Annotated in this window: 21 protein-coding genes and 1 tRNA gene; 15 read left to right on the top strand and 7 right to left on the bottom strand. The window is 58.7% G+C overall.

Annotated elements, in window-relative coordinates; translation table 11 throughout:
- Positions 1-277: 277 nt before the first annotated feature.
- From scpC to AC1ROR_RS11110, 8 genes are all read left to right on the top strand, one after another.
- On the top strand, positions 278-1,774 hold the full coding sequence (gene scpC, locus AC1ROR_RS11145) for a succinyl-CoA:acetate CoA-transferase ScpC (RefSeq protein WP_035219141.1): 1,497 nt from the start codon (positions 278-280) through the stop codon (positions 1,772-1,774).
- A 182-nt stretch (positions 1,775-1,956) separates the two neighbouring features.
- A complete protein-coding gene (locus AC1ROR_RS11140) occupies positions 1,957-3,279 on the top strand; it encodes an alpha/beta hydrolase (protein WP_498589421.1) in 1,323 nt (440 codons plus the stop codon).
- A 126-nt stretch (positions 3,280-3,405) separates the two neighbouring features.
- Positions 3,406-4,443, top strand: a complete 1,038-nt coding sequence (locus AC1ROR_RS11135) for a 4-hydroxyproline epimerase (protein ID WP_080833307.1) — start codon at positions 3,406-3,408, stop codon at positions 4,441-4,443.
- A 113-nt stretch (positions 4,444-4,556) separates the two neighbouring features.
- Entirely contained in the window at positions 4,557-5,594 is a 1,038-nt protein-coding gene (gene pyrC, locus AC1ROR_RS11130; RefSeq protein ID WP_080836422.1) for a dihydroorotase, read from the top strand.
- Between the two features lie 167 nt (positions 5,595-5,761).
- Entirely contained in the window at positions 5,762-6,460 is a 699-nt protein-coding gene (locus AC1ROR_RS11125; protein WP_003520012.1) for an orotate phosphoribosyltransferase, read from the top strand.
- Positions 6,461-6,560: 100 nt separating this feature from the next.
- Positions 6,561-7,487, top strand: coding sequence for a carbohydrate kinase family protein (locus AC1ROR_RS11120; protein ID WP_498589420.1), 927 nt, complete (start codon positions 6,561-6,563; stop codon positions 7,485-7,487).
- A 124-nt stretch (positions 7,488-7,611) separates the two neighbouring features.
- Positions 7,612-8,577 (top strand): acetylxylan esterase, encoded by a 966-nt coding sequence (locus tag AC1ROR_RS11115; protein ID WP_035219842.1) that lies wholly within the window; start codon positions 7,612-7,614, stop codon positions 8,575-8,577.
- Positions 8,574-9,302, top strand: a complete 729-nt coding sequence (locus tag AC1ROR_RS11110) for an esterase family protein (RefSeq protein WP_498589419.1) — start codon at positions 8,574-8,576, stop codon at positions 9,300-9,302. The genes AC1ROR_RS11115 and AC1ROR_RS11110 overlap by 4 nt, the downstream gene beginning before the upstream one ends.
- Before the next feature lie 61 nt (positions 9,303-9,363).
- Here the strand turns inward: AC1ROR_RS11110 and pgi are convergent, their stop codons facing one another.
- A complete protein-coding gene (pgi, locus tag AC1ROR_RS11105; RefSeq protein ID WP_498589418.1) occupies positions 9,364-10,989 on the bottom strand; it encodes a glucose-6-phosphate isomerase in 1,626 nt (541 codons plus the stop codon).
- 142 nt (positions 10,990-11,131) lie between these two features.
- Positions 11,132-12,844, bottom strand: coding sequence for a long-chain fatty acid--CoA ligase (locus tag AC1ROR_RS11100; protein WP_498589417.1), 1,713 nt, complete (start codon positions 12,842-12,844; stop codon positions 11,132-11,134).
- Between the two features lie 355 nt (positions 12,845-13,199).
- On the opposite strand from AC1ROR_RS11100, the gene AC1ROR_RS11095 reads away from it, so the two are divergent.
- The 6 genes from AC1ROR_RS11095 (at position 13,200) to AC1ROR_RS11070 (ending at position 21,129) form a co-directional block, all read left to right on the top strand.
- Entirely contained in the window at positions 13,200-14,249 is a 1,050-nt protein-coding gene (locus AC1ROR_RS11095) for an ABC transporter ATP-binding protein (RefSeq protein WP_498589416.1), read from the top strand.
- A gap of 155 nt (positions 14,250-14,404) precedes the next feature.
- The gene (locus AC1ROR_RS11090) at positions 14,405-15,421 is read left to right on the top strand and encodes an extracellular solute-binding protein (protein ID WP_498589415.1); all 1,017 of its coding nucleotides are present in this window, start codon (positions 14,405-14,407) and stop codon (positions 15,419-15,421) included.
- A gap of 159 nt (positions 15,422-15,580) precedes the next feature.
- Entirely contained in the window at positions 15,581-17,257 is a 1,677-nt protein-coding gene (locus AC1ROR_RS11085) for an ABC transporter permease (protein WP_498589414.1), read from the top strand.
- Between the two features lie 179 nt (positions 17,258-17,436).
- Positions 17,437-19,626 carry a TonB-dependent siderophore receptor gene (locus tag AC1ROR_RS11080; protein ID WP_498589413.1) on the top strand — a complete coding sequence of 730 codons (2,190 nt, stop codon included), beginning with the start codon at positions 17,437-17,439 and terminating at the stop codon, positions 19,624-19,626.
- Positions 19,627-19,728: 102 nt separating this feature from the next.
- Complete coding sequence (locus AC1ROR_RS11075; protein ID WP_498589412.1) at positions 19,729-20,610, top strand: helix-turn-helix transcriptional regulator; 882 nt, start codon at positions 19,729-19,731, stop codon at positions 20,608-20,610.
- Positions 20,611-20,736: 126 nt separating this feature from the next.
- Entirely contained in the window at positions 20,737-21,129 is a 393-nt protein-coding gene (locus AC1ROR_RS11070) for a PRC-barrel domain-containing protein (protein ID WP_080833321.1), read from the top strand.
- A gap of 105 nt (positions 21,130-21,234) precedes the next feature.
- On the opposite strand, the gene AC1ROR_RS11065 is transcribed toward AC1ROR_RS11070, so the two are convergent.
- From AC1ROR_RS11065 to AC1ROR_RS11050, 4 genes are all read right to left on the bottom strand, one after another.
- Positions 21,235-21,477, bottom strand: coding sequence for a DUF982 domain-containing protein (locus AC1ROR_RS11065; protein WP_035219113.1), 243 nt, complete (start codon positions 21,475-21,477; stop codon positions 21,235-21,237).
- Positions 21,478-21,816: 339 nt separating this feature from the next.
- Positions 21,817-21,975, bottom strand: a complete 159-nt coding sequence (locus tag AC1ROR_RS11060; RefSeq protein WP_003493670.1) for a YqaE/Pmp3 family membrane protein — start codon at positions 21,973-21,975, stop codon at positions 21,817-21,819.
- Positions 21,976-22,136: 161 nt separating this feature from the next.
- Positions 22,137-22,212 (bottom strand) — tRNA-Thr (locus AC1ROR_RS11055).
- Positions 22,213-22,348: 136 nt separating this feature from the next.
- Positions 22,349-23,311, bottom strand: a complete 963-nt coding sequence (locus AC1ROR_RS11050; protein ID WP_498589411.1) for an NAD(P)H-dependent flavin oxidoreductase — start codon at positions 23,309-23,311, stop codon at positions 22,349-22,351.
- A gap of 255 nt (positions 23,312-23,566) precedes the next feature.
- Between AC1ROR_RS11050 and AC1ROR_RS11045 the strand changes: the two genes are divergently transcribed.
- The gene (locus AC1ROR_RS11045; RefSeq protein WP_498589410.1) at positions 23,567-24,703 is read left to right on the top strand and encodes a hypothetical protein; all 1,137 of its coding nucleotides are present in this window, start codon (positions 23,567-23,569) and stop codon (positions 24,701-24,703) included.
- A gap of 66 nt (positions 24,704-24,769) precedes the next feature.
- Here AC1ROR_RS11045 and ppk2 read toward each other — a convergent pair whose 3' ends face one another.
- A complete protein-coding gene (gene ppk2, locus AC1ROR_RS11040; RefSeq protein WP_035219109.1) occupies positions 24,770-25,651 on the bottom strand; it encodes a polyphosphate kinase 2 in 882 nt (293 codons plus the stop codon).
- Positions 25,652-25,710: the final 59 nt, after the last annotated feature.

The following is a 25,710-nucleotide window of genomic DNA, read 5'->3' as shown; positions in this document are numbered from 1 at the left end:
GATATCTAAGAAGCGATGAGGCGCCGATGCGCCTCGTCGCCCGCGGCAGAATCCGGCAGTGTTTCGTCGATAGGCCGCGACGCTGCAAAAACCCCGCTGCCTGTCGCGCCTATGCGCCACTTGCGGTTTGTTGAGCAGGATTTGATGCGTCAAGGCCATAGTCCCGCTCGCACCCTTGATCTATGTCAGTTTCATCGTTGAAAGTACGCGCCATAGTCACCGGAAAGGTGGCAAGTCCGGTGACGTGCCATCGTGAGTGCAGATCATGGAGAAGTGCATGCTTGAAAAGCGTATCCGCAACGCGTCCCTCTTGAACCGGATCGTCAGCGCCGAAGAGGCCGCCAGCCTCATTCAGGATGGCATGACGGTGGGCATGAGCGGCTTTACGCGGGCAGGCGAAGCGAAGGCGGTGCCGCTGGCCTTGGCCGAACGCGCCAAGACGAACCCCATGAAAATCACCCTGATGACCGGCGCGTCGCTTGGCAACGATCTCGACAAGACCATGGTCGAGGCCGGCATGCTGGCGCGCCGCATGCCGTTCCAGTCCGATCCGGCTTTGCGCAAGGCGATCAATGACGGCCGGGTGATGTTCATCGACCAGCATCTTTCAGAAACGGTCGAGCAATTGCGCGGCGGCCAGATTCACGGGGTGGATATCGCCATCGTCGAAGCGGTGGCGATTACGGCCGATGGCGGCATCGTGCCCACGACATCCGTCGGCAATTCGGCAAGCTTCGCCATTCTGGCCGACAAGGTCATCGTCGAGATCAACCTGTCGCAGCCCGAGGTGCTGGAGGGGCTGCACGACATTTTCATTCCTGCCAAACGCCCCACCCGCATGCCCATTCCGGTGGTGGCAACCGATAGCCGTGTTGGCCTGCCCTTCATTCCGGTGCCGCCGGAGAAAATCGCCGCCATCGTTCTCAGCGACAAGAGCGACAGTTTTTCCACGGTGCTGCCGCCGGATGACGAGACCAAGGCCATTGCCGGCCATCTCACCGAATTTCTGCTGAACGAGGTGCGTCATGGCCGCATGACCCATGAACTCCAGCCGCTCCAGGCCGGCATCGGCACCATTGCCAATGCCGTGATGCATGGTTTCATCGATACGCCGTTTCACGATCTCAAAATGTATTCGGAGGTCCTGCAGGATTCGACCTTTGAGCTTTTCGACGCAGGCAAGCTGGTTTTCGCCTCCGGTTCGTCGATCACGCTCTCCTCGGCCATGAATGAACGGGTCATGCCGCGACTGGCAGATTATAAGAGCAGGCTGATCCTGCGACCGCAGGAGGTGAGTAACCACCCGGAGGTGATCCGCCGCCTTGGCATCATCGGCATCAATACGGCGCTGGAATTTGATATCTACGGAAACGTCAATTCCACCCATGTCGGTGGCACCCATATGATGAACGGCATTGGCGGCTCGGGGGATTTCGCCCGCAATGCCTATATGTCGATCTTCGTCACCAAATCGATCGCCAAGGGCGGCGCCATTTCCAGCGTCGTGCCGATGGTCAGCCATGTCGATCATACCGAACATGATGTGGATATTCTTGTCACGGAGATCGGGCTTGCCGATCTACGCGGCCTCGCCCCACGCGAACGCGCAGCGGTCATTATCGCCAATTGTGTGCATCCTGATTACCGTGATGCGCTGACGGATTATTACCAGCGGGCGGTGGCGCGCGGTGGGCACACGCCGCATCTCATCGAAGAGGCGCTCTCCTGGCATAAAGCGCTCCGGGAAAAGGGCACGATGCTGTCGCTGCAATAAGCTCGTGACGGTTCTCCGACTGCCGGTTCAATCGTCCGGCAATTGGGTCCGTTTGGACACACCGGGTGGGGAAAGTGTCGCCGCTTTGCTTAGGCTGCTGGCGCGGCAGTTCCGCCTCCGGTAGAAAATCCTCTCCAACCGGCTGCTATTCGGCTGCTTCTGGGTTGTAGGAGAGTGATGTGATGCCCATTCGCTTCGTGGCCGTAATCGCCATTGTCGCCCTGCTTGCCGGGTGCGGCGGGCGTCCGATCGGTGTCATGACGCCGACCGGGCAGACCGTAGCGGGGACAACGCCGGTCAATCTGCTGGTTGCCACGACGCGTGCGCCATCGGAAAACGCCGCCGTGCTTTTCGGCGGTGAGCGTGGAACGGGCTTGAAGGTCGATGCCGTCACCATTTCCATTCCACCCAATGCCAACCGCAAGGTCGGGCAGGTGCAATGGCCGAAAAAGCTGCCGCCGAACCCGCTGAAGGATTTCACCACGGTGGCGGTGGAGCCAATTCGCTCCGAAGCCGAAACAAGAAGCTGGATCAGCAAACACATCCAGAAGGATCGCCGGGTGCTGGTTTTCGTGCACGGTTTCAATAATCGTTACGAAGAATCCGTCTATCGCTTCGCCCAGATCGTCCATGATTCCGGCACGGATGTCGTTCCGGTGGTCTTCACCTGGCCGTCGCGGGCGAGCATTTTCGACTATAACTACGACAAGGAAAGCACCAACTACTCCCGTGATGCGCTGGAAGAGATGCTGACGCGTCTCGCCAAGGACAAGTCCATCGGTGAGGTCACCGTCATGGCCCACTCCATGGGCACCTGGCTTGCGGTGGAGGCGCTGCGCCAGATGGCCATCCGCAATGGCCGCGTCGACCCGAAGATCAGCAACGTCATTCTGGCCGCGCCCGATCTCGATGTCGACGTGTTCAGTCGGCAATTCACAAGCCTCGGCAAGACGCCGCCGAGATTTACCCTGTTCGTCTCTCAGGATGACCGCGCGCTCAGCCTGTCGCGCCGTATCTCCGGCAATGTTGACCGGCTGGGCCAGATCGACCCATCGGTCGAGCCCTATCGTAGCCAGCTTGAAAAAGCCGGGATTACCGTTCTGGATTTGACCAAGCTGCAATCCGGCGACCGCCTGAACCATGGCAAATTTGCCGAAAGCCCTGAAGTTGTCCGCCTGATCGGTGACCGCCTTATCGCCGGTCAGACGGTGACGGATTCCGATGTCGGTCTGGGTGAGGCGCTGGGTGCCGTCAGCATCGGGGCTGCGCAAACCGTTGGAACGGCGGCGAGCGTCGTGGTCAGCGCGCCGATTGCGGTGTTCGATCCACGCACGCGTGAAAATTACGGCAGGCAGGTGGAACGGCTCGGCCGCTCGGTAGAAAACACCGTCGGATCGGTGGGCGATACGGCCGGCTCCGTAGTGGACGATCAGGCTGTTCAGTCGTCGAGAGTGAATTGCGAGGCGACCGCCAACCGAAATCGGGCGGAATGCCGTAGCCGCTAGATCGTGATTAAAGGAGCGACTTCGAACTTTCCGCGTTTTCGAGGCCGCACCCTTGTAGATTTGTATACAGCTTGTATTTTTATCTGTATGGTCGGGTCAACAACCCAACTTCCGGAGTAGACCCCCATGCGTTGGAAACGCACCCTCCAGCTTCTCGATGTTCATTGCGAAGGCGAAATCGGCCGTGTCGTCACCGGCGGCGCGCCGAAAATTCCCGGCAACACGGTGGCCGAACAGCTACACTGGATGAATACCGATCCGCAGGGCGAGGCGCTTCGCCGCTTCCTGACGCTGGAGCCGCGCGGCACGCCGATGGGGTCGGTCAACCTTCTCCTGCCGCCGAAACACCCGGATGCGCACGCGGCCTTTGTCATTCTCCAGCCGGATCAGGCGCATGCCAGCTCCGGTTCCAATTCCATCTGCGCGACGACGGCGCTTCTGGAAAGCGGCATGGTGGAAATGCAGGAACCGGAAACCGTCATCATCCTCGAAACGGCCGCCGGTCTGGTCAAGGCCACGGCCACCTGCCGCGATGGCCGTTGCGAAAAGGTCAAACTGACCATGGTGCCGTCCTTCGTGCATGAGCTGGATGTCAGCATCGACACGCCCGAATGGGGCAGGGTGACGATGGATATTTCCTATGGCGGGATCTTTTATGCGCTCGTCGATGTCCGCCAGATCGGCTTGACGATCGAAAAGGCCAATGCGGCCAAACTGGTCTCGGCGGGCATGATCCTGAAGGATCTGGTCAACCGTGAAATGACCGTCGTTCATCCGGAAATTCCGGCCATTTCCGGTGTCGCCTATGTCATGTTCCGCGATGTGGATGCGGATGGCTCCATCCGCACCTGCACCACCATGTGGCCGGGTCGGGCGGATCGTTCGCCCTGCGGAACCGGTAATTCCGCCAATCTCGCCACGCTTTATGCGCGCGGCAGGGTGAAGGTGGGAGACGAGTATAAATCCCGCTCGATCATCGGTTCGGAATTCGATGTCGGCCTTTCCGCCGTCACCGAAGTGGCAGGCCGCCCGGCTGTTATTCCCACCATTGCCGGGCGCGGCTTCACCTTCGGCCTGCATCAGGTGGGTCTCGATCCGTTTGATCCGCTGGCCGATGGTTTCGCCATGACCGATGTCTGGGGGCCGGAAGCGGGCAACATCTGAGGCACGCTCTAAAAAAATGACATTTACAGCCGCCCGATGAACTTTGGCGGCTGTTTTCCCGCGGCAAAAGATGCTAAGCGGGCGCCAATTCCGTCATGCTCCGAGGTATCCCGATGAAGTCGCTCACCCTGCGCCGCCCTGATGACTGGCACCTGCACCTGCGTGATGGGGCAATGCTGGAAGGGGTGATCGGGGATACGAGCCGCCATTTCGCCCGCGCCATCATCATGCCGAACCTGGTGCCGCCGGTCGTCACCACGGCCGATGCCCGCGCCTATCGCGAACGCATCGTCAAGGCAATTCCCGCGGGTGACCGTTTCGAGCCGCTGATGACCCTCTATCTCACCGAGGACACGCAGGCCGATGATGTGGAAGAGGGCAAAAAAAGCGGCCTCATCACTGCCGTAAAGCTCTACCCGGCCGGTGCGACTACCAATTCCCACGGCGGTGTGCGCGATTTCAACAAGGCCATGCCGGTTCTGGAACGCATGGCGAAGATCGGCCTGCCGCTTTGCGTGCATGGTGAGGTGACGACGCCGGAAGTCGATATTTTCGACCGCGAGAAGGTGTTCATCGATACGGTTCTGGAGCCTCTGCGCCAGCGCCTGCCGGAACTCAAGGTGACGATGGAGCATATCACCACCCGCGATGGCGTGGATTACATCAAGTCGTCCAAGGCCAACCTCGCCGGCTCCATCACCACCCACCATCTCATCATCAACCGTAACGCCATTCTCGTCGGCGGTATCAAGCCGCATTATTATTGCCTGCCCGTCGCCAAGCGCGAGGAGCACCGGCTGGCGCTGCGGGCTGCCGCGACTTCGGGTGATGCACGCTTCTTCCTCGGCACGGATTCCGCGCCGCATGTGGACCCGCTGAAGGAATGCGCCTGCGGCTGCGCCGGCATCTATACCTCCATCAACACCATGAGCTGTCTCGCCCACGTCTTCGAGGATGAGAACGCCCTCGACAGGCTGGAAGCCTTCGCATCGCTCAACGGCCCGGCCTGGTATGGTCTTGCGCCGAACGAGGAGACCATCACGCTGGTCAAGCGCGAGGAAGCGGTGGCCTTTCCTGAAAAAATCGAGACGGGTGCCGGGCCGGTGACCGTGTTCGATCCGATGTTCCCGCTCCATTGGGATGTAAGTTGATTTTTTAGTAACCGCCGGCACTGCCGGCGGTTTTGTTATGGTCCCCAGGCATTCGCCCTTCTGTGCCGCCTGCGGATGCCTGCAATGCTGAACCGACATGTTGTGCTTTCCGAAAACCGATCCGGGTTTTTGGAGCGATAAACCAAGGCCGAAAAAGGAGAACGCCTATGAACCATTTCACATTCACTGACCGCGCCGTCGTTGCGGAACTGGTTGCGAAGATGTTGTGGGAAATCAAGGCGGTCCACTTCAATTCCGAAAGCCCCTATACCTTCGCTTCGGGCATGAAGAGCCCGGTCTACATCGACATGCGCAAGCTCATCTCCTTCCCGCGCATCCGCTCGGCGGCGATGGATTTTGCGGCGGCGGCGGTGATGCGCGAGGCCGGTTTCGAGAAGTTCGACTGTGTGGCAGGCGGCGAGACGGCGGGCATTCCCTTCGCCGCTTTCCTTGCCGAGCGCCTCGGCCTGCCGATGATCTATTGCCGCAAGAAGCCGAAAGGCCATGGCCGCAATGCCCAGATCGAAGGCCATATGCCGGAAGGCGCCCGCGTTCTCGTCATCGAGGATCTGACGACGGCCGGCGGCTCGATGTTCACCTTCATCGACGCCATCCGTGCGGCGGGCGGCATTGTCGATCACGGCATCGCGCTCTTCTATTACGGCATCTTCGAAGAGGCCGAAGCGCGCTTCGCCAATGGCAATGTCAAGCTGCATTACCTGACCACCTGGCGCGATGTTCTGGCCGTTGCCCGGGCTGAAAAACTGTTCGACGAAAAGACCCTCTCGGAGGTCGAAGCCTTCCTCGATAACCCGCTGCCATGGTCGGCAAAACGCGGTGGTGTCAGCGAATTGCCGCAATCTTAATTTCGGATGCGGCCAGCCCGGTTTTGCGGCTGGCCTTCCGATCGATCTTCGTCTAAATCGATTTAAGTCCATTTGATTTGCTGTTTTGAGGAGGACCGTAATGATCCTGTGTTGTGGTGAAGCCCTGATCGATATGCTGCCCCGGCAGACGACGCTGGGTGAGGCGGGTTTTGCCGCCTATGCAGGCGGAGCGGTCTTCAACACGGCGATTGCGCTGGGGCGTCTCGGCGTTCCATCCGCTTTCTTCACTGGTCTTTCCGATGACATGATGGGCGATATCCTGCGGGAAACCCTGCGCGCCAGCAATGTCGACTTCAGCTATTGCGCCACCCTTTCGCGGCCGACCACCATCGCCTTCGTGAAGCTGGTAGATGGCCATGCGACCTATGCCTTCTATGACGAAAACACCGCCGGCCGGATGATCACCGAGGCGGAGCTTCCCGCACTCGGCGCCGATTGCGAGGCGCTGCATTTCGGCGCGATCAGCCTTATCCCGGAGCCTTGTGGCAGCACCTATGAAGCCCTGATGACGCGCGAGCACGAAAGCCGCGTCATCTCGCTCGATCCGAATATCCGCCCTGGCTTCATCAAGGACAAGCAGTCCCACATGGCCCGCATCCGTCGCATGGCGGCCATGTCGGATATCGTGAAATTCTCGGATGAAGACCTTGCCTGGTTCGGGCTGGAAGGCGATGAGGACACGCTTGCCCGCCACTGGTTGCACCATGGTGCGAAACTGGTCGTCGTCACCCGTGGCGCCAAGGGCGCGGTGGGGTATAGCGCCAATCTCAAGGTTGAAGTGGCTTCCGAGCGGGTGGAAGTGGTCGACACTGTCGGCGCGGGCGATACCTTCGATGCAGGCATTCTCGCCTCGCTGAAAATGCAGGGCCTTCTGACCAAGGCCCAGGTTGCCTCGCTGACGGAAGACCAGATCAGGAAGGCTTTGGCGCTGGGCGCGAAAGCGGCCGCTGTCACCGTTTCGCGGGCGGGCGCGAATCCGCCCTTTGCGCACGAAATCGGTTTGTGATGGGTACGGTTGAACCATTTTGAAAAGGTGGTTCAACACTCTTCCCGGCTTTAGAACCGTAAAAAACCGTTATTTCGATATTATGAAGCTTGTGTCCGCTGTTTTTTCACGAAACAAGCATCGCATGAGCGTTCCCAAGTCCCATCCTTTCGATTTCGACCCGACCTATGGCATGCAGCGCGAGCAGCTGCTGGCCATCACCCCGCCCGAAGCGCCGCCGGGCTTCGATGATTTCTGGAAAAAGCGCTATCGCCGCGCGCTCGCCACGGATCCCCGACCGGTGCTGCGCAAGAGCAGGCTCAGTGACCCCCGCTGGCATGTCCTCGATATGACCTACACCTCCACCGGCGGTTTTCGCATCGGCGGGTGGCTGCTTTTGCCGCGCGAAGGGCAGGTGCGTCGCGGCCTCGTTGTGGGCCATGGTTATGGCGGGCGAGGGGAGCCCGATTTCGACGTGCCGGTGGAAGAAACGGCCGTGCTGTTTCCCTGTTTTCGCGGGCTGTCGCTGAGCGCCTGTCCGCCGATCTCGTCCGACCCGGCGCTCCATGTTCTCTATAACATCGACAGGAAAGACGATTACATCATCGGCGGCTGCGTCGACGATCTGTGGGTTGCTGTTTCCACGCTCATCAGCCTCTATCCGTGGCTGGAAGGGCAGGTGGGTTATAGCGGCATCAGTTTCGGCGGCGGCATCGGTGCCCTGGCCATCCCTTTCGACGAGCGTATAGATCGCGGCCATCTTGTCGTGCCAACATTCGGACACCGGCCGTTCTGGCTGACGTTACCCACCGTCGGCAGCGCGGATGCGGTTCAAACCTATCAGAAGACCCATGCCAACCTGCTTGAGACGCTGCGCCTGTTCGACGCCGCCTGTGCCGCCACCCGCATAAAAGTGCCGATGCTGGTTGCGCCCGCGCTTTTCGATCCGGCGGTGGCGCCGCCCTGCCAGTTCGCGGTGGCCAATGCGCTGCCAAAATCAAAATTTAATGAAATATTCATCCTCGACGCCGGGCATTTCGATTACCCTGACAGCGCATCGCAAGATGCGGTCCATAAGGACAAGGTCAGACGGTTTTTCAAGGTGCCATGAAACGCGAATATCTCCGCTGGTATAGTCAAAGGCTCCATCGCGACATGGAGCTGCTAATATTCGGACATTCCGGCGCCAAGGTGCTGATGTTTCCCACCCGCGACGGGCGTTTCTTCGAATATGAGGAACTTGGTCTTGTCGGCAGTCTCGCCGACAAGCTGGAGGCGGGCCACCTTCAGCTCTATTGCATAGAGGGGTTGGCGAGAGAGACCTTCTACGCGGCCTGGCATCATCCCGCTGATCGTATTCGCCGTCATGCCGCCTTCGAAGACTATATTCTGAACGAAGTGCTGCCGTTGATGGCCGAGAAAAACCCGAATAGCGATACGATCGTGCAGGGTTGCAGCCTGGGTGCGTTTCAGGCCGCGAGCCTCGTTTTTCGCCACCCGCATCTTTTTCGTAAGCTCGTCGCCTTTTCCGGCCGTTATGACCTGACGATGAAGGTGGAATCTTTCGGCGACCTGTTCGATGGTTATTACGACGACGATGTCTATTTCCACATGCCGAGCCATTTCCTGCCGGGCCTAGACTGCCCATGGCGACTCGATAGCCTGCGCCGCATCGACATGGTCTTCACCATTGGCGATGCCGATCCGTTTCTGGACAACAACCATCATCTGAGCCGGGTTCTGTCGGACAAGCAGGTGGGGCATCGGATGCATGTCTGGGATGGCCGCGCCCACCGGGCCGGAGCGTGGCGCAAGATGGCGGCACTTTATATTTGAGCCGCCACAATAAAAAAGCCGGAGGTGTCTCCGGCTTTTTAGATAACGGTCGTAACGCCCCTCAGCCCGCCAGTCCCGACAGCGCCTTCACCAGACCCTGGGTCGAGCTGTCATGGCCGGCTGCACTTTCCTTGCCTTCCACGACGGGAAGCAGGCCTGTCGCCAGTTCCTTGCCAAGCTCCACGCCCCACTGGTCGAAGGAGTTGATGCGGAACAGCACGCCTTCGACGAAAACGCGATGCTCGTAAAGCGCGATCAGGCGGCCAAGCGCGAAGGGCGTCAGCTTGTCATAGACGAAGGTGATGGAGGGGCGGTTGCCGGTGAAGACACGATGCGGCGCGATGAAATCGGCGAGTTTGTCTTCCATGCCCTTGGAGGTGAGCTGTGCTTTCGCTTCGGCGAGCGTGCGTCCCTTCATCAGCGCTTCCGATTGCGCCAGGCAATTGGCGATGAGAAGCTGGTGCTGGTGGCGCAGTTCGGGCTCGAAACCGTTGGCCGCGATCATGAATTCGGCCGGAATGACGCTCGTGCCCTGGTGGATGAGCTGGTAGAAGGCGTGCTGGCCATTGGTGCCGGGCTCGCCCCAGACGACCGGGCCGGACTGGCCTTCGACGGGCGTGCCGTCGATGGTCACACCCTTGCCGTTCGACTCCATGTCGAGCTGCTGCAGATAAGCCGGGAAACGCGACAGCCGCTGATCATAGGGCAGGATCGCGCGCGTCGGATAATTCAACACGTTGCGGTTATAAAAACCGATGAGGCCGAGCAGCATCGGCAGATTTTCGCGGATCGGCGCTTCGCGGAAGTGCTTGTCCATGGCATGCGCACCATCCAGGAACTTGCCGAAATTATCCGGCCCGATGGCGATCATCAGCGGCAGGCCGATGGCCGACCAGATCGAATAACGTCCGCCAACCCAGTCCCAGAAACCGAAGATGCGGTCGCTTTCGATACCGAATGCGGCGACCTTGTCCAGCGCGGTCGAAACGGCGGCGAAATGGTGCTTGACGGCGCCTTCACCCAGCTTTTCGGCGATGAAGCGGCGCGCGGTGGCGGCATTCGTCATGGTTTCGATGGTGGTGAAGGTCTTCGACGCGACGATGAACAGCGAGGTTTCAGGGTCGACGAGCTTCAGCGTGTCGGCGATATGAGCGCCATCGATGTTCGAGACGAAATGCGCGCGCGGGCCGTCATGGAAAGGCGCGAGCGCCAGCGTCGCCATCACGGGACCGAGATCGGAACCGCCAATGCCGATATTGATGACGTCGGTAATCTTCTTGCCGGTCGCACCCTTCAGCGAACCGGAACGGATCGCATCGGCAAACTTGCCCATGGCGGCGAGAACGGCGTTTACGTCAGGCATCACGTCCTTGCCGTCAACGAGAACCGGCGTGTTGGAACGGTTGCGCAGCGCGGTATGCAGCACGGCGCGGTCCTCGGTGAAGTTGATGGCCTTGCCGGAGAACATCTCCTCGCGCTTGGCCTCGACGCCGCCCTCGCGGGCCAGCGTCTCAAGAAGCGTCACGATCTCCTCATTCACCGCGCATTTGGAATAGTCCATCAGCAGGTCATCGAATTTCGCGCTGAAACGGCTGAATCGTTGGTCGTCGGCCGCAAACGCGGCGCGAAGATCGGTTGCGGCTGTGCTGCTCGCCGTTGCTTTCAGTTTTTCGATGGTGGCCTGCATCTTGTGCTCCTCGGCTTCCGTGGAAGGATGAGGAAACTATTCTTTTTCAGGCGGCCAAATCAAGGCGACTTTGATAAAAGAAAAGGGCCGCGATAAAAGAAAAGAGCCGGTTTCCCGGCTCTCGTCATTGGCTTCAAAGCGCTCAGTTCAGATTGCGCAATTCGCGTCGCAAAATCTTGCCGACATTGGATTTCGGCAGTTCGGTACGGAACTCGATGATTTTCGGCCGCTTGTAATTTGTCAGGTTCTTGGCGCAGAAGGCCTTAAGTTCCGCTTCCGTCAGCGACTGGTCCTTCTTGACGACGAAAAGCTTGACGGTTTCGCCGGAATGTTCGTCGGGAACGCCGATGGCGGCGCATTCCAGCACGCCCGGGTGGCTGGCGGCCACTTCCTCGACCTCGTTCGGATAGACGTTGAAACCGGAAACGAGGATCATATCCTTCTTGCGGTCGACGATCTTGGTATAACCGCGATCGTCCATGAACCCCATGTCGCCGGAGCGGAAGAAACCGTCAGCCGTCATGGCTTTGGCGGTTTCATCCGGCCTCTGCCAGTAGCCGGCCATGACCTGCGGTCCGCGAATGCAGATCTCGCCGACTTCACCGGTAGGCAGGCTGTTGCCCTCTTCGTCGCGAACGTCGATTTCCGTTGAGGAGATCGGCAAGCCGATGGTGCCGCTGAATTCCTTGGCGTCGAGGCGGTTGACGGTGGCGACGGGCGAGGTTTCGGAAAGACCGTAACCTTCCGCAATCGGGCAACCGACCATGGAGAGCCAGCGTTCGGCGACCGGCCTTTGCACCGCCATGCCGCCGCCAAGCACGAGGATCAGCGAGGAAAGGTCGAGCTTGCGGAAATCCTCATTGTTCATCAGCGCGTTGAACAGCGTGTTGATGCCCGGGAAAATATGCGGCCGATAATGCGACAGTTCCTTGACGAAGCCCGGTATATCGCGCGGATTGGCGATCAGCAGATTGTGGCCGCCGAGCGCAATGCCCATCAGCGAATTCACCGTCAGTGCGAAGATATGGCAGAGCGGCAGCGCGCAGATGAAATTGAGAACCTCCGGGCGGTCCTTGCGGCCGCTGAAGGCGGCGTCCAGCCAGAGGCTGATCTGCGCCTTGTTGGCCAGCAGATTGGCATGGGTAAGGATTGCGCCTTTGGAAATGCCCGTGGTTCCGCCGGTATATTGCAGGAAAGCGATATCCTGGGCGTTAAGGCTGGCGGGCTTCAGCGGAAGCTCCTGCCCTTCCTTCAACACGGCCTTGAAACTGATGGAGCCGGGGATGGCATAGGCAGGTACGAGCTTCTTCACCTTGCGCACCACAAGGTTGACGATATGCCCCTTGAGGCCGAGCAGATCGCCCATAGCCGCAACAACCACGTGCCGGACGGCGGTTTTCGGCGCCGCCTGCTGCGCCACATGTGCGAAGTTCTCCAGCACGAAAAGCGCCTTTGCACCGGAATCTTTCAGCTGATGTTCCAGTTCGCGCGGCGTATAGAGCGGATTGACGTTCACCACGATCATGCCGGCCCGCAGGATTCCATAAACCGCAACCGGATTTTGCAGGATATTCGGCATCATCACGGCAACCCGGTCGCCTTTTTCCAGTCCTCTGGATTGCAGCCAGGCGGCAACGGCGCGGGTTTCGATATCCAGTTCCCGATAGGTCAGCGACTTTCCCATGCTGGAAAAAGCTTTGCGATCGGCAAATTGCACGCAGCTCTTTTCGAGAAGTTCGACAAGGGAGGAATAGGTGGATGCGGGGATCTCGGCAGGCACCCCCTGCGGATAGGATGACAGCCAGCGTTTCTGGACGCTGACATTTTCCGGTTGTCCCAGGGACAATTCACTCATGCTTCTCCTCCCAGAGTCTTCTGTGCGCCGCGCGTTCGACGGAACGCATTAAAGGCGCTTTAGCCTGTCTGATCGTCACGAGGCTCCCGCATTTTCCGGTGTAATGACCGGATTGAGGGAACCGCTATGCGTCACCGGATCGACCGCTCCTCCTGCTCCCCGGTAACGAATGATAAACGCGTAATCCCGTGACGTCCATCGTATTGGCAAAGCCTATTTAACTCTAACGTAAACGTCAATATTGCTGCCCAACATCTCGCGGTCTCGTGAAGGAAAACCGTATTTTGCCCGGCTTTTTGACTTTAATCCTGATTTGAGCGATCAACATAATTCGTAGAGCAGGGCAGGATTTGAAATGGCAGGCAGCGCAGCGCTTGAACTGAAATCGGTGGGCAAAAGATTCGGTGATACGGACGTCTTGTCCGATATCGATCTGTCCGTCGAACGCGGCGAAATTATTTGTCTGGTGGGACGGTCCGGCTGTGGAAAATCGACCTTGCTGCGCATCGTCGCGGGCGTGGAGACGCCGGACCATGGCAGTGTTTTCCTGAACGGTGCTCCCGTTGCCGGTTCGGGTGTCTTCGTTGAACCGGAAAAGCGCAATATCGGCTTTGTCTTTCAGGACTATGCACTTTTCCCGCATCTGACTGTCGAACAGAATGTGATGTTTGGTCTGAGGTCGCTCCCAAAGGCGGAAGCCCGTCGTCGCGCCGGGGAAATGATTGAACATGTTCACCTGCAGGAGCTTGCAAGGCGCTACCCGCATACGCTTTCGGGCGGTGAGCAGCAGCGTGTGGCTCTTGCCCGCGCCCTTGCGCCGCAACCCGGCCTTTTGTTGATGGACGAGCCCTTTTCCAATCTGGACCGGGGGTTGCGAGACAATGTGCGCGAGGAAACGCTTGGGCTTCTGCGGGAACTGGGCACGACGGCGATCATGGTCACCCATGATCCGGAAGAGGCGCTTTCGGCAGGCGACCGTGTGGTGCTGATGCAGCGCGGGCGCATCGTGCAGAGCGGCACGGGCTATGAAATCCACGATAATCCCAAGACCCGCTACGCCGCCGATTTTTTCTGCGCCTTCAACAAGATCGACGGCCACGTCAGGCAGGGTCGCGTTGAAACGCCGCTCGGGCCTCTGGGTGATGCATCCGATCTACCGGACGGTCTTGCCGCCGTCGCCTATGTGCGCCCCAATGCGATTTCGATCATCGGGGACAGCACTGCGAATGAGGGGATTGCGGGTGAAATATCCAGTCGCGTTTTTCTCGGTGAGATCGAGCAGCTTGCAATAGCCGTGCCCGGCTTGCCGGCAGACCTGCGCGTCAGAACGATGCAACGCATGCCGGCCAAGGCCAAGGCGGTGCGTTTCGGTATCGATCCCAAGGGTGTTTTGATATTTACTTGAGGTTGAATGAGTGGATTTGCATGTTTATTTTCGCTCCATTTTCAACTCTTGGTGATCAAATCGCGCCTGAAAAGGGCTAAATAAAACTTGATTTGCGGCATCAGGTATGATGTTTGCTCCCTCTATACTGCCGCCATCGGAGAGGGAGACGAAACATGATCAAATTTGCCAAACTTACCCTGCTTGCCAGCACCGTTGCTTTCACAGCCGGTTCGCTCAGCGCTGCGGAACTCAACATCTACACCACCAGAGAGCCGGGCCTGATCCAGCCGTTGCTGGAATCCTTCACCGCCTCGAGCGGCGTCAAGGTCAATACCGTGTTTCTGAAGGACGGCCTTGCCGAGCGCGTTCTGAGCGAAGGCGCAAGCTCGCCTGCCGACGTTCTGATGACCGTGGATGCCGGCAATCTTGTCGATCTCGCCGAAAAGGGTGTTACCCAGGCGGTCGAATCCGAAACTCTCAGCAAGGCTATCCCGGCTGAACTGCGTGACGCCAAGGGCCATTGGTTCGCGCTCTCCATGCGCGCCCGCGTTCTTTATGCGGCGAAGGATGTCGATCTCGCCTCCTTCAACTATGAAGACCTGGCGGATGCAAAGTGGAAGGGCAAGGTCTGCATTCGCGCTGGCCAGCACCCCTATAATACGGCCCTCTTTGCCGACTACATCGCTCACTACGGCGCTGCGGACACCGAGAAGTGGCTTGCCGGCGTCAAGGAAAACCTGGCCCGCAAGGCAGGCGGCGGCGACCGTGACGTAGCCAAGGACATTCTCGGCGGCATTTGCGATATCGGCATCGCCAACTCCTATTATGTCGGCCTGATGCGCTCGGGCAAGGGCGGCGAGGAGCAGGTGAAGTGGGGCGACGCCATCAAGGTGGTTCTGCCGACCTTCAAGAATGGCGGCACGCAGGTTAATATCAGCGGCGCGGCCGTGGCCAAGAATGCTCCAAACAAGGCCGAGGCCGTCAAGCTTCTGGAATATCTCGTCTCTGACGAAGCCCAGAAGATCTATGCCGAAGCCAATTACGAATATCCGGTCAAGCAGGGTGCGGCTCTCAACGAGATCGTCGCCTCCTTCGGCGACCTGAAGATCGACAACAAGTCGCTGACGGAAATCGTATCGCATCGCAAGCAGGCGAGCGAGCTGGTCGACAAGGTCGGTTTCGACAAGTAAAGGCCCATGAGAGCATCGGACCGAAAATCGTACGTGGTTTCCGGTCCAATGCTTAAACAAACAGATAGAGTGTCGGATATGATCCGTTTTTCTATCCGACGCTCTAGTAGGAAGGCGTTCGCACCCGCGGGCGCCTTTCCCTGTATTTTCAAGAAGCTCATGAATCCAGACGCCGTTCAGCCACTGACATCTCGCGCGAGACCAAGGTTTTCATCCTCCTTCTGGTGGCTGTGCCTGTCGCTCATTGCGGTCTGCGGTGCGATAGTGCCGGTTCTGGCGCTCGTCTCACAGGCCGTACAGGGTTCGGCGGGCCTGTGGGAGCATCTCGGCTCCACCGTTCTTTTGACGGCCCTGCCGGATACGGTCCTCCTGCTCGGTGGCGTCGGCTTGCTGGCCGGTATCATCGGAACATGTTCGGCCTGGCTGGTTACCGCCTATGATTTTCCCGGGCGCAGGATATTGGAATGGGCGCTGCTTTTGCCGCTCGCCATGCCCACCTATATTGTCGCCTATGCCTATCTCGATATTCTGCACCCGATCGGGCCGGTGCAGGGGGCGATCCGCTGGTTGCTCGGTTACTCCAGCCCGCGTGAATTCCGCCTGCCGGATATAAGATCCATGACGGGCTGCATCGTCCTGCTTGGCTTCGTGCTGTTTCCCTATGTCTATATTCCCGTCCGCGCCATGTTCCTGACCCAGGCGGGCAACCTGCTGGAAGCAGCGCGCACGCTCGGCGTTTCCAGGCGCGCGGCCTTCTTCAAGGTCGCAGTGCCGCTCGCGCGCCCGGCGATCGCAGTCGGCATCAGCCTTGCGCTGATGGAAGCGCTGAACGATATCGGCGCGTCTGAATTTCTCGGTGTCCGCACGCTCACCGTTTCGGTTTACACCACCTGGGTCACGAAATCAGATCTGCCCGGCGCCGCACAGATCGCGCTTTCCATGCTGTTCATCGTCGTCGCCCTCGTGGCGCTTGAGCGCTGGGCGCGGCGCAAGCAGCGTTATGCGGTCTCGGCGCAGAAAAGCAGGGAATTGGAGCCGGTGCGGCTTGTCGGCCTGAAAGCCTTCGGCGCCTTTACCCTCGGCAGCCTGCCGGTCCTGATCGGCTTCGTGGCGCCGGCGAGCTATCTCGTCATCGAGGCATGGAAGCGATTTCGCTTCAGCGGCCTGTCTTCCCGTTTTACCGAGGAGGCTCTGAATACAATCCTGTTCGCCGGTCTGGCAACGGTAATCACCCTCGTTCTCGGCCTCGCTGTTGCTTACGCGATGCGCCTTGCTCCGGGGCGTCTCTCGCGCTGGTCCTATCGCCTTTCCACGGTGGGATATGCGGCTCCCGGCACGGTCATCGCCATCGGCGTTTTGATTGCGCTCGGCGGCTTCGACCGGTTTGTCGATCAGACAATGCGCGAATGGTTCGGTATATCCACCGGCCTCATTTTCATCGGCAGCGGGGCCGCCCTGATCTATGCCTATTCGGCGCGTTTCCTCACCATTGCGGCGGGCAGCGTCGATGCCGGCCTGAGCCGTATTCCGCAATCCTTCGATCATGCTTCGCGAACGCTCGGACGATCCGCGACCCAGACATTTCGACAGATTCACCTTCCGCTTTCGAAGGCATCGCTTGCGGCGGCGGCACTCCTGATATTTGTCGACTGCGTCAAGGAGCTTCCCGCCACGCTGCTGTTGCGGCCACTTAATTTCGAAACTTTCGCAACACATCTCTATGGTGAAGCGGCGCGTGGTACTTACGAGGAAGCGGCAATCGCGGCGCTGGCGATCGTGCTCATCGGTATCCTTCCCGTCATGCAGCTTGCAAGGATCGGGCGGCGCAAGGGCTGATACCTCCGGGCTGGCCCACAAATGATGGGCGCAAAACTGTGCGAGAAGCCAATAAGCTTCAAATCCCCCCAGAAAACGACAAGCATCCTGCCTTAATCCTGATGTAAATACTCAGCTTAATTGAGGTGCTGCGGCCTGCCGTATAAGAACGTCGGCCGTGATCTGTTTCGGGGCATATCTTGAAAAATTTGCATGAGATGTTTTTGGGCCGCCTGGCTTTGGGAACGGCTGCCATTGTTTTGATGGCGCCAGTGATGAGTCAGGCGCAGCAGACGACCGTTCTGCGTGAGATCACAGTTGAAGGGCAGGGCGCGGAAAACGCCACAGGTCCGGTCCGGGGATATGTCGCCAAGAAGAGTGCGACGGGATCGAAAACCGATACGGAAACGAAGGACATTCCGCAATCCGTATCGGTCGTCGGCCGTAAGGAAATGGATGACCGCGGCGCGGTGACGAAAATCGACGAGGTTCTGCGCTATACGCCCGGCGTGACAGCGGAGCCTTTTGGCACCGACCCGGATACGGACTGGTTTTATATCCGCGGTTTCCAGGCAACCCAGACCGGCGTTTTCCTGGATGGGCTGAACCTCTTCAGCTACGGCTTTGGCGGCTTCCAGATGGATGCCTATGGTCTGGAACGGGTGGAGATTCTCAAGGGCCCTGCTTCGGTGCTCTATGGCGGCGCCAATCCCGGCGGCATCGTGCAGATGGTTCGTAAGCGCCCGCAGGATGAGCCGGTCCGCGAAACGGAAATCGGCATCAATAATTTTGGCAATGCCTTCTTCGGTTTCGATCTCGGCGACAAGGTCGATGGCGAGGGCGTTTGGAAATATCGCGTCACCGGCAAGGTTTCGGGCGGCGACAATTACACCTACTATTCCGAGGATCTGCGCGGCTTCGTCATGCCGCAGATCACCTTCGAACCGGATGCGCAGACCAGTGCCACGCTCTACGGCTATTTTTCGGCGCTGGATCAGGTTCATGTCGGCAACGGTTTCCTGCCCTATGTCGGAACGGTGGTCGACGCACCGTTCGGCAAGCTTGACCGCAAGGCGTTTTATGGTGAACCTGACATGGACAATGGCCGCGTCTACCAGTCCATGGTGGGTTACGAGGTCAGTCATGAATTCGACAATGGCTGGAAGATCAGCCAGAACGCCCGTTATGGTCACCTCTACAAGCATGAAACCGGGCCCTATCCGGGCGGTTGGGCCAATACGGACGCCAATGGCCAGCCGATCCGCGACGCCACCACCAATGACTATATGCTGACCCGCTTCGGTTATGACGGCCTGTCGAAAGTCGACAGCTTCGGCGTGGACAACCGGGTCGAAGGCCAGTTCGATACCGGCGCGGTCAGCCATTCTTTGCTCTTCGGTCTCGACTATAAATATTACAAGCTGGATCAGGTGCAGGCCTGCTGCGGATCGAATGCGATCGGCGCGCTCAATCCGGTCTATGGCTCGACGCAGGGAACGAATTTCGTCTATGCCGATAACGTTGTGACCCAGCAACAGATCGGCATCTATGCCCAGGATCAGCTACGTTTTGGCGATGGTTGGCTGGTCACGCTGAACGGTCGTTATGATTATGTCGATACCGAATTGAACAACAGGTTGCCGGCCGGCCTCTCCCGCCGCTCCAATGACGATGCGCTGAGCGGACGTGCAGGCCTTGCTTATGAATTCGACAATGGCCTGACGCCCTATGTCTCGGCGGCCACCTTCTTCAATCCGCTCATCGATACGCTTGCAGATGGCACGCCCGCTGCGCCGGAAGAGGGACACCAGTTCGAGGCGGGCATTAAATATGAGCCGAGCTTCTTTGACGGCAGCATCACGGCCTCCGTCTTCAAGCTGGTTAAGGACAATGCCATCGTTTCCTATACGGCCGGCGGCGTGACCACGAGTGGCCAGTTCGGGCAGGTAGAGTCCACCGGCTTCGAGCTGGAGGCCAAGGCCAATCTCAGCGATAACTGGAAAGCGCTCGCCTCCTATTCCTATACGGATCTCGATATTACCAAGGATGCCAATCCCAACCTGATCGGTAAATCGCCGTGGATCGTACCGGCTCATACGGCGTCGCTATGGGTGGACTATGCCTTCACCGACGATACGTTTGAAGGCCTCAGCATTGGTGGCGGTGTGCGCTATCAGGGCAAGTCCTGGGCCGATGCGGCAAATACGCTGCGTGTGCCGGATGCTGCTGTGTTCGATGCCGCGATCCGCTACGAGAAGAACGACTGGACAGCGTCCGTCAACGTCGCGAACGTTTTCGACAAGGAATATGTCAAGAGCTGCGCCGGCGTGTCGGTTTGCGGCTGGGGTGACAGCCGCACCATCACCTTCAAGCTTTCCAAGAAGTGGTAATGGCCGGCCGGCAGTTGCGGGAAAAATAGTTTGCCATTATAAACATGAATAATCTTATCATGTTTATAATGGCGCCATGGCGCCTTGCGGGATCAAGAGGCCATGGCTTTCCGCGTTCGGATGGAAAATGAGATCGAGGGCTTTGCCGTCATTGGCGGCCCGCGCTCAAGGATGTGGAACGGCATAGTTGCCGATCTCTGGGACGTGCGTTGCGCACCAAGGGCGGGCGGCCGTTATGTTGGCAAGGACCCGCGTTTCGTTTTCCTGCTCGATATGGATGGGGTGGATGGCGGCCGCTTCATGATGAACCGGCACCGCCGCGACAATTACGGCTCGTCCGAAGCGAACCGGATTTCCTTCGTACCCGCCGATCTGGATGTGCATGCGGAACTGAGCAATGTTTCCTTTGTGCGCCATCTCGACCTGCACTTCGATGCGGGATTGCTGGGTGCGCGGCTGGTGCAGGGCTTCGATCCCCATGCGCTGCTCGATCCGCATCTGATGTTCGAGGATGAGCGGCTGCTGGCGCTCGCGCGGCTGATCGCCGCCGAATGCGATAATCCAGACCCGTTGCACGACCTCTACGGCGAAAGCCTCGTGCTGGCGCTGTTGACGGATTTCCTCAAGGTAAAGCGCGAGCCGGTCAAGAAGCGCAGCAAGCTCGCCTCCTGGCAATTGCGGGCGGCGACGGACTACATTCGCGAACATTGCCTGCGGTCGATAAGGCTGGAGGAACTCGCGGAACTCACCAACCTGTCGCAATCCCATTTCAGTCACGCCTTCAAGGCATCGACGGGCGTGCCACCGCATCAATGGCAGATGCAGGCGCGTATTGACTGCGTCAAGGATCTGATGATGCGAACGGACATGGCGCTCACCGACATTGCCATAGCCGCCGGTTTTTCGGACCAGGCGCATTTCTCCCGTGTCTTCCGCAAGATGGTCGGTGTCTCGCCTTCGGTCTGGCAGAAGATCAGGCAATAACGCCGTTTCGTTCCATGCTTATCCGAAAAAATTCCTCTTTCACGGCTGAAAAAGCTTCGGAACGAATTGCCCGTGCGGTGGTTTACCAACGTAACATTTACGAGGAAAACCAAGGAGGAAGATGTCATGTTGCATCAGGAACCCCGTGCCGGACAGGACCCCTATGTCAAGGACACGCCGAGCCTTATCGCCAGCGACAAGGTTGAAGGAACACGCGTTTATGGCGCCGATAGCAAACACATCGGCTCGATCCAGCGCATCATTCTGGAAAAGCGCGGCGGTCGTGTCGCTTACGCGGTATTGAGCTTCGGCGGCTTCCTCGGCATCGGCGATGATTATTACCCGCTGCCCTGGGAAAAGCTTCACTACGACGAGGAGCTTGACGGCTACCGCATCGATCTGACCAAGGAAGAGATCGAAAACGCGCCGCATTTCGCCAATCTCGATGATGACGATCTGCTGAACGCCAAGGACCGCAAGGTCTATGACTATTACGGCGTCGCGCCCTACTGGATGTAAGGCCCGGCAGCGTTACAAGCGGGCATTTCCGGCTTCTTTAAGGCCCGGAAATGCCGCATACAAAAACGGCTCCTGAGAAGGAGCCGTTTATCGTTTCACCGCACGTCAATGCGGGTTTTTTTGCATCTCTGAAACCGCATCGGTAAAGCACTTGCGGGCTTCCTCGGGAGACTTGCGTCCATCAAGGGCGGCGCGGCAGGCGCTTCTGGCTCTCACGAAACTCAATCCACGAATTTTAGGCCAGCCTTCGGTCAACAATATCAGGGCCTCGAAGGGGCCGGCGACGACACTCTTGCCGTTCGCCTCGAGATTGACCTCGACAGGTTCTGTCCATCTCTCGTTCTTCATCGTGCACCTCCCAGAGCAACGCGATCCCGAAATACACTCGACAGCGGAGCAACCCATGAACGCAGTCGTGTGTTACTGCTGCTTAGGATAAGCGCAAGCGATCGAATTGACAACGGTGATCAGCGGAAGCCGAAAAACGACAGAATTGCCAGAACGATAACGACTAGGCCGACGATGTAGATGATCTGGTTCATGATTTTCTCCTTGGCTGGTGTCATCACCATAACGTGAGGGCGAAGGTGAGGTTCCAGCTCTGCAAGAATTTAATCACGTACTAAAATATTGCGGACATCCCTTTGGTATCGGCAGGCCGCCGCGCCCAAGCGATCATTGTGACTACTATTTCCGCAGGATCACCCAGATGGCGTGAATGATGCCGGGCACATAACCGCACAGCGTCAGGAGAATATTCAGCCAGAAATGCAGCCCAAGCCCGACCTGAAGAAACACGCCGACGGGCGGAAGGATGATGGCGATAAGAATACGAATGACGTCCACGATGACTGGCTTTCCATTTGAGAGTGACTTGCCGGTCAACGTGTGGCGGGCGGTTTGGTTTCAAAGGTTTTGGTGATCGCAGGCAGCATGATGCTAACAGAAACGCTGACAGCGCCGATGGAAATCGGCCTGAGCATAAATTGCGATTTGGGGAGATAAAATGGTGCCGCTTACGTGACTCGAACACGTGACCCCGTCATTACGAATGACGTGCTCTACCAACTGAGCTAAAGCGGCCCGATTGTGACCCGTTTGTTACGGATCAGCTTCATGGCGGGCTGATACAGGCAATGCTGACGGATTTCAAGCCTTGAATGCGCTGGTTTTGAAAATTCCGTAAAAAGCTTTGCCTGTCCATTGTTTACCTGTGGCTTCAGGCCTTGCCGCAGATGCGCTTTTTGGCGTCCTCATATTCATTGGCCAGACGATCGACGAGGTCCGCTACAGGCTCGACAGATTTGACCGCGCCAATGCCCTGGCCTGCGCCCCAGATGTCTTTCCACGCCTTGGCGCCGCCGGTGGCGGTTTCGAAATCCATTTTCGAAGGATCCGCCTCGGGGAGATTGTCCGGGTCCATGCCGGAGGCGACGATGGAGCTTTTCAGGTAATTGCCATGCACGCCCGTGAAATAGTTCGAATAAACGATATCCTTGGCCTGCGCTTCCACAATCGCCTGCTTGTAGCCGTCGGAGGCGCGCGCCTCCTGCGTGGCGATGAAGGTGGAACCGATATAGGCCATATCCGCGCCCATCGCCTGTGCGGCCAGAATGGAGCCGCCATTGGCGATAGCGCCGGCGAGCAGCAGTGGCCCGTCGAACCATTCGCGGATTTCCTGGACGAGGGCGAAGGGCGAAAGCGTGCCCGCATGTCCGCCGGCGCCGGTGGCCACAGCGATCAGCCCGTCCGCTCCCTTGCGGATGGCGGAGCGGGCATGGCGGTCATTGATGATGTCATGCAGAACGATGCCGCCATAGGAATGCACGGCCGCGTTGACCTCCGGCACGGCGCCGAGCGAGGAAATCACCACCGGCACCTTGTATTTGACGCAGAGGCCGAGATCGTGTTCCAGCCGCCGGTTGGACATGTGCACGATCTGGTTGACCGCGAAGGGTGCAGCCGGGCGATCGGGGTTGGCCTTGTTGTGGGCGGCCAGATCCTCGGTGATCATTGCCAGCCATTCATCCAGCTGGCTTTCTGGCCGCGCATTCAGCGCCGGGAAAGCACCGATGACGCCCGCCTTGCATTGGGCCAGTGTCAGTTGCGGATGCGAAATAATGAATAGCGGTGACGCTATGACCGGAAGACGCAGATTGTCTTTCAGCACGGACGGCAGCATGTCTCCTCCCAAGGATTACGTTTACGCGCACGTAAGTCAATATCGCGTTCGGTAGCGGATTGAAAGCGAAAACGGTGTGGTGCCGGGCTCTCAAATCTGCGTTCGCAGCGCCACAATGGGTCGATTTTCCCCAAAGCAATCCGGTCTTTATAACAAACGGTGCTTGCGGAGGCGCGGCATAGCCGTTACCGAATCGTGAATGTATGGCGCAACGCCGCATATTTTTTGCAAGGCGCAATAGAACAAGGATCGGTCGTGAGCGGACTGGAAACGGCAATCAGAAATGCTCTGGAAAAATCGGACAGATCGAACGCCGAAGTTCGTGCACGGATTTACCAATCCTCCCGTCAGGCACTGGAAGCGGGCCTGCGCAAGCAGGGCATAGACGATCCGCAGGTGGTGGCCCAGCAGCGCCAGCGGCTCGAAAGCTTGATCCATATTATTGAGAATGAAGAGCGCAACCGTCTTCTCGACCGGGTGGAGCAGCAATTGCGGCCGCCTCTGCCGGAAAGCCCGGTGCAGGATGATCACTCGGTCGATCCTGCCTCACAACCCCAGCATCATGGCGATATGGCTGTCGAACCGGAATTGCGCGGCGAAACGCGCGACGCGCGGCCGGTTGCTGCTGAAAACCTGAGCGCTGGCCAGCGCAATGGAAAGACGCCAAAGAGAGGCTCCAGCGCAGCCGACGCCTCGCTTGCCTTTCGTCCGGAAGGTGCTGTTGGCCGGCGCAAACGCCGCGGGCTTTTTGCTCGGCTTTTCATATATTTGACACTCCTGGCCTTTATCGGTTTCGGCGCCTGGTGGGCCTATTCTTCCGGCCTGCTGCTGTCGCCGGAGCAGCGCGATACCAGCGTGCCCAATCCGCCGGCCCAGGTGCAGGCGGAGGACTTTACCGGTGCGGAGCCAGCGCCGAGTCTTTCCGCCGGCCGTGGTTTTTCCGATGACTGGGTCGAAATATTCAATGCCGAGCGCGGCAGTTCCGGAATTTCGGCAGGCCCGCGCGCCACTGTCGAGAATATTGCCACGCCGGCCGGCAAGGCGATAAAGGTGACGTCGAGAAGCGTTTCCCAGGATGGCGCGGTCAGCATCGAGGTTCCGGTGGAGGTGATGCGGGATATGGCGGGCAAATCCTCGACCATATCAATCACGCTGCAATCATCCAGCGACCGGCAGACGCAGGTTTCCGTCGCCTGCGATTTCGCAACCCTTGGCGATTGCTCCCGTCACCGCTTCACGGCCACGGCCGAGCGTGCGGATATGCTGCTAAATGCGACGTTTGAACGTTCGCTCGCCCCCAATGCGCCGGGCAAGGTCTTCATCAACAGCGATATTGATGGCAACAGCCGCCCGGTTAATCTGTATTCCGTGCGCATTCTGCCAGGTCAGTAAGAAGCGACCCGTTAAGAAGAGTAACAAGCGCCGCGGCCTTTGGGCGCCTGTCACTGTTGCTCTATCCTATTTGAGAAAGCCGGGGCCTGATCCCAGTATCTTGCCGTCGATCTCGCCGATTGCCTTCTTGTCCTTGCCGTCATAGTCGAGCGCATTGAGAATGTGCCGGATGAGGTTCACCCTTGCGCGGCGTTTGTCGTTGGCGCGCACCACTGTCCAGGGGGCAGCGTCGGTATGGGTCTTTTCCAGCATCTCGTCGCGCTTGTCCGTGTAGTCATCCCATTTCGTCAGTGCGGCAATATCCATGTCGGAAAGCTTCCAGCATTTCAGCGGGCTGTGGCGACGATCGTGAAAACGCTCGATCTGCGTTTCCCGGCCGATGTCGAGCCAGAACTTGAACAGATGAACATCCTCATGGACCAGCATCTTTTCAAGGCGCGGCGTTTCCTTGAGGAAGCGCTTGTGCTCTTCCGGGGTGCAGAACCCCATGACCGGCTCCACCCCGGCGCGGTTATACCAGGAACGGTCGAACAGAACGAATTCACCCGCTGTCGGAAAATGCGAGATATAACGCTGGAAATACCATTGACCGCGCTCGGTTTCCGTCGGTTTCGTCAGCGCCACGATACGGGCATAGCGGGGGTTGAGATATGCGCGGGTAGCGAAGATCGCGCCGCCCTTGCCGGCCGCATCGCGGCCTTCGAACACGGCCATCACCCGTTTACCGGTGGCCTGCAACCAGAACTGTACCTTGACCAGCTCCACCTGCAGCGCTTCGAGGACTGCATCGTATTCCTCGCGCTTCATTTTTTTATCGTAGGGATAATCGCCGGCCGAAAGCTTGTTTTCCTCCACCCAGTCGGGAAGGACCGGATCGTCGATGTCGAAGCTGCGCGGCTTGCCGCCAATGGTGAGCTCCACCGAGCGCTTCTTCGTTTCCTCGACCATGTTTTCCTCCGGTTGTTGTTGTTGTGTAAAGGCAACTCGCCACCAATGAATTCATATCC

The sequence above is a fragment of the Agrobacterium sp. GW821-FHT14E08 genome (genome assembly GCF_058803865.1).
The sequence above is the reverse complement of the archived record's forward strand: the minus strand, read 5'-3'. Positions and strand labels throughout refer to the sequence as shown.

Bases quoted from the DNA above. Each gene is read 5' to 3' on its own strand.
- scpC (WP_035219141.1), top strand. From the start codon at position 278: ATGCTTGAAAAGCGTATCCGCAACGCGTCCCTCTTGAACCGGATCGTC.
- AC1ROR_RS11140 (WP_498589421.1), top strand. From the start codon at position 1,957: ATGCCCATTCGCTTCGTGGCCGTAATCGCCATTGTCGCCCTGCTTGCC.
- AC1ROR_RS11135 (WP_080833307.1), top strand. From the start codon at position 3,406: ATGCGTTGGAAACGCACCCTCCAGCTTCTCGATGTTCATTGCGAAGGC.
- pyrC (WP_080836422.1), top strand. From the start codon at position 4,557: ATGAAGTCGCTCACCCTGCGCCGCCCTGATGACTGGCACCTGCACCTG.
- AC1ROR_RS11125 (WP_003520012.1), top strand. From the start codon at position 5,762: ATGAACCATTTCACATTCACTGACCGCGCCGTCGTTGCGGAACTGGTT.
- AC1ROR_RS11120 (WP_498589420.1), top strand. From the start codon at position 6,561: ATGATCCTGTGTTGTGGTGAAGCCCTGATCGATATGCTGCCCCGGCAG.
- AC1ROR_RS11115 (WP_035219842.1), top strand. From the start codon at position 7,612: ATGAGCGTTCCCAAGTCCCATCCTTTCGATTTCGACCCGACCTATGGC.
- AC1ROR_RS11110 (WP_498589419.1), top strand. From the start codon at position 8,574: ATGAAACGCGAATATCTCCGCTGGTATAGTCAAAGGCTCCATCGCGAC.
- pgi (WP_498589418.1), bottom strand. From the start codon at position 10,989: ATGCAGGCCACCATCGAAAAACTGAAAGCAACGGCGAGCAGCACAGCC.
- AC1ROR_RS11100 (WP_498589417.1), bottom strand. From the start codon at position 12,844: ATGAGTGAATTGTCCCTGGGACAACCGGAAAATGTCAGCGTCCAGAAA.
- AC1ROR_RS11095 (WP_498589416.1), top strand. From the start codon at position 13,200: ATGGCAGGCAGCGCAGCGCTTGAACTGAAATCGGTGGGCAAAAGATTC.
- AC1ROR_RS11090 (WP_498589415.1), top strand. From the start codon at position 14,405: ATGATCAAATTTGCCAAACTTACCCTGCTTGCCAGCACCGTTGCTTTC.
- AC1ROR_RS11085 (WP_498589414.1), top strand. From the start codon at position 15,581: ATGAATCCAGACGCCGTTCAGCCACTGACATCTCGCGCGAGACCAAGG.
- AC1ROR_RS11075 (WP_498589412.1), top strand. From the start codon at position 19,729: ATGGCTTTCCGCGTTCGGATGGAAAATGAGATCGAGGGCTTTGCCGTC.
- AC1ROR_RS11070 (WP_080833321.1), top strand. From the start codon at position 20,737: ATGTTGCATCAGGAACCCCGTGCCGGACAGGACCCCTATGTCAAGGAC.
- AC1ROR_RS11065 (WP_035219113.1), bottom strand. From the start codon at position 21,477: ATGAAGAACGAGAGATGGACAGAACCTGTCGAGGTCAATCTCGAGGCG.
- AC1ROR_RS11050 (WP_498589411.1), bottom strand. From the start codon at position 23,311: ATGCTGCCGTCCGTGCTGAAAGACAATCTGCGTCTTCCGGTCATAGCG.
- ppk2 (WP_035219109.1), bottom strand. From the start codon at position 25,651: ATGGTCGAGGAAACGAAGAAGCGCTCGGTGGAGCTCACCATTGGCGGC.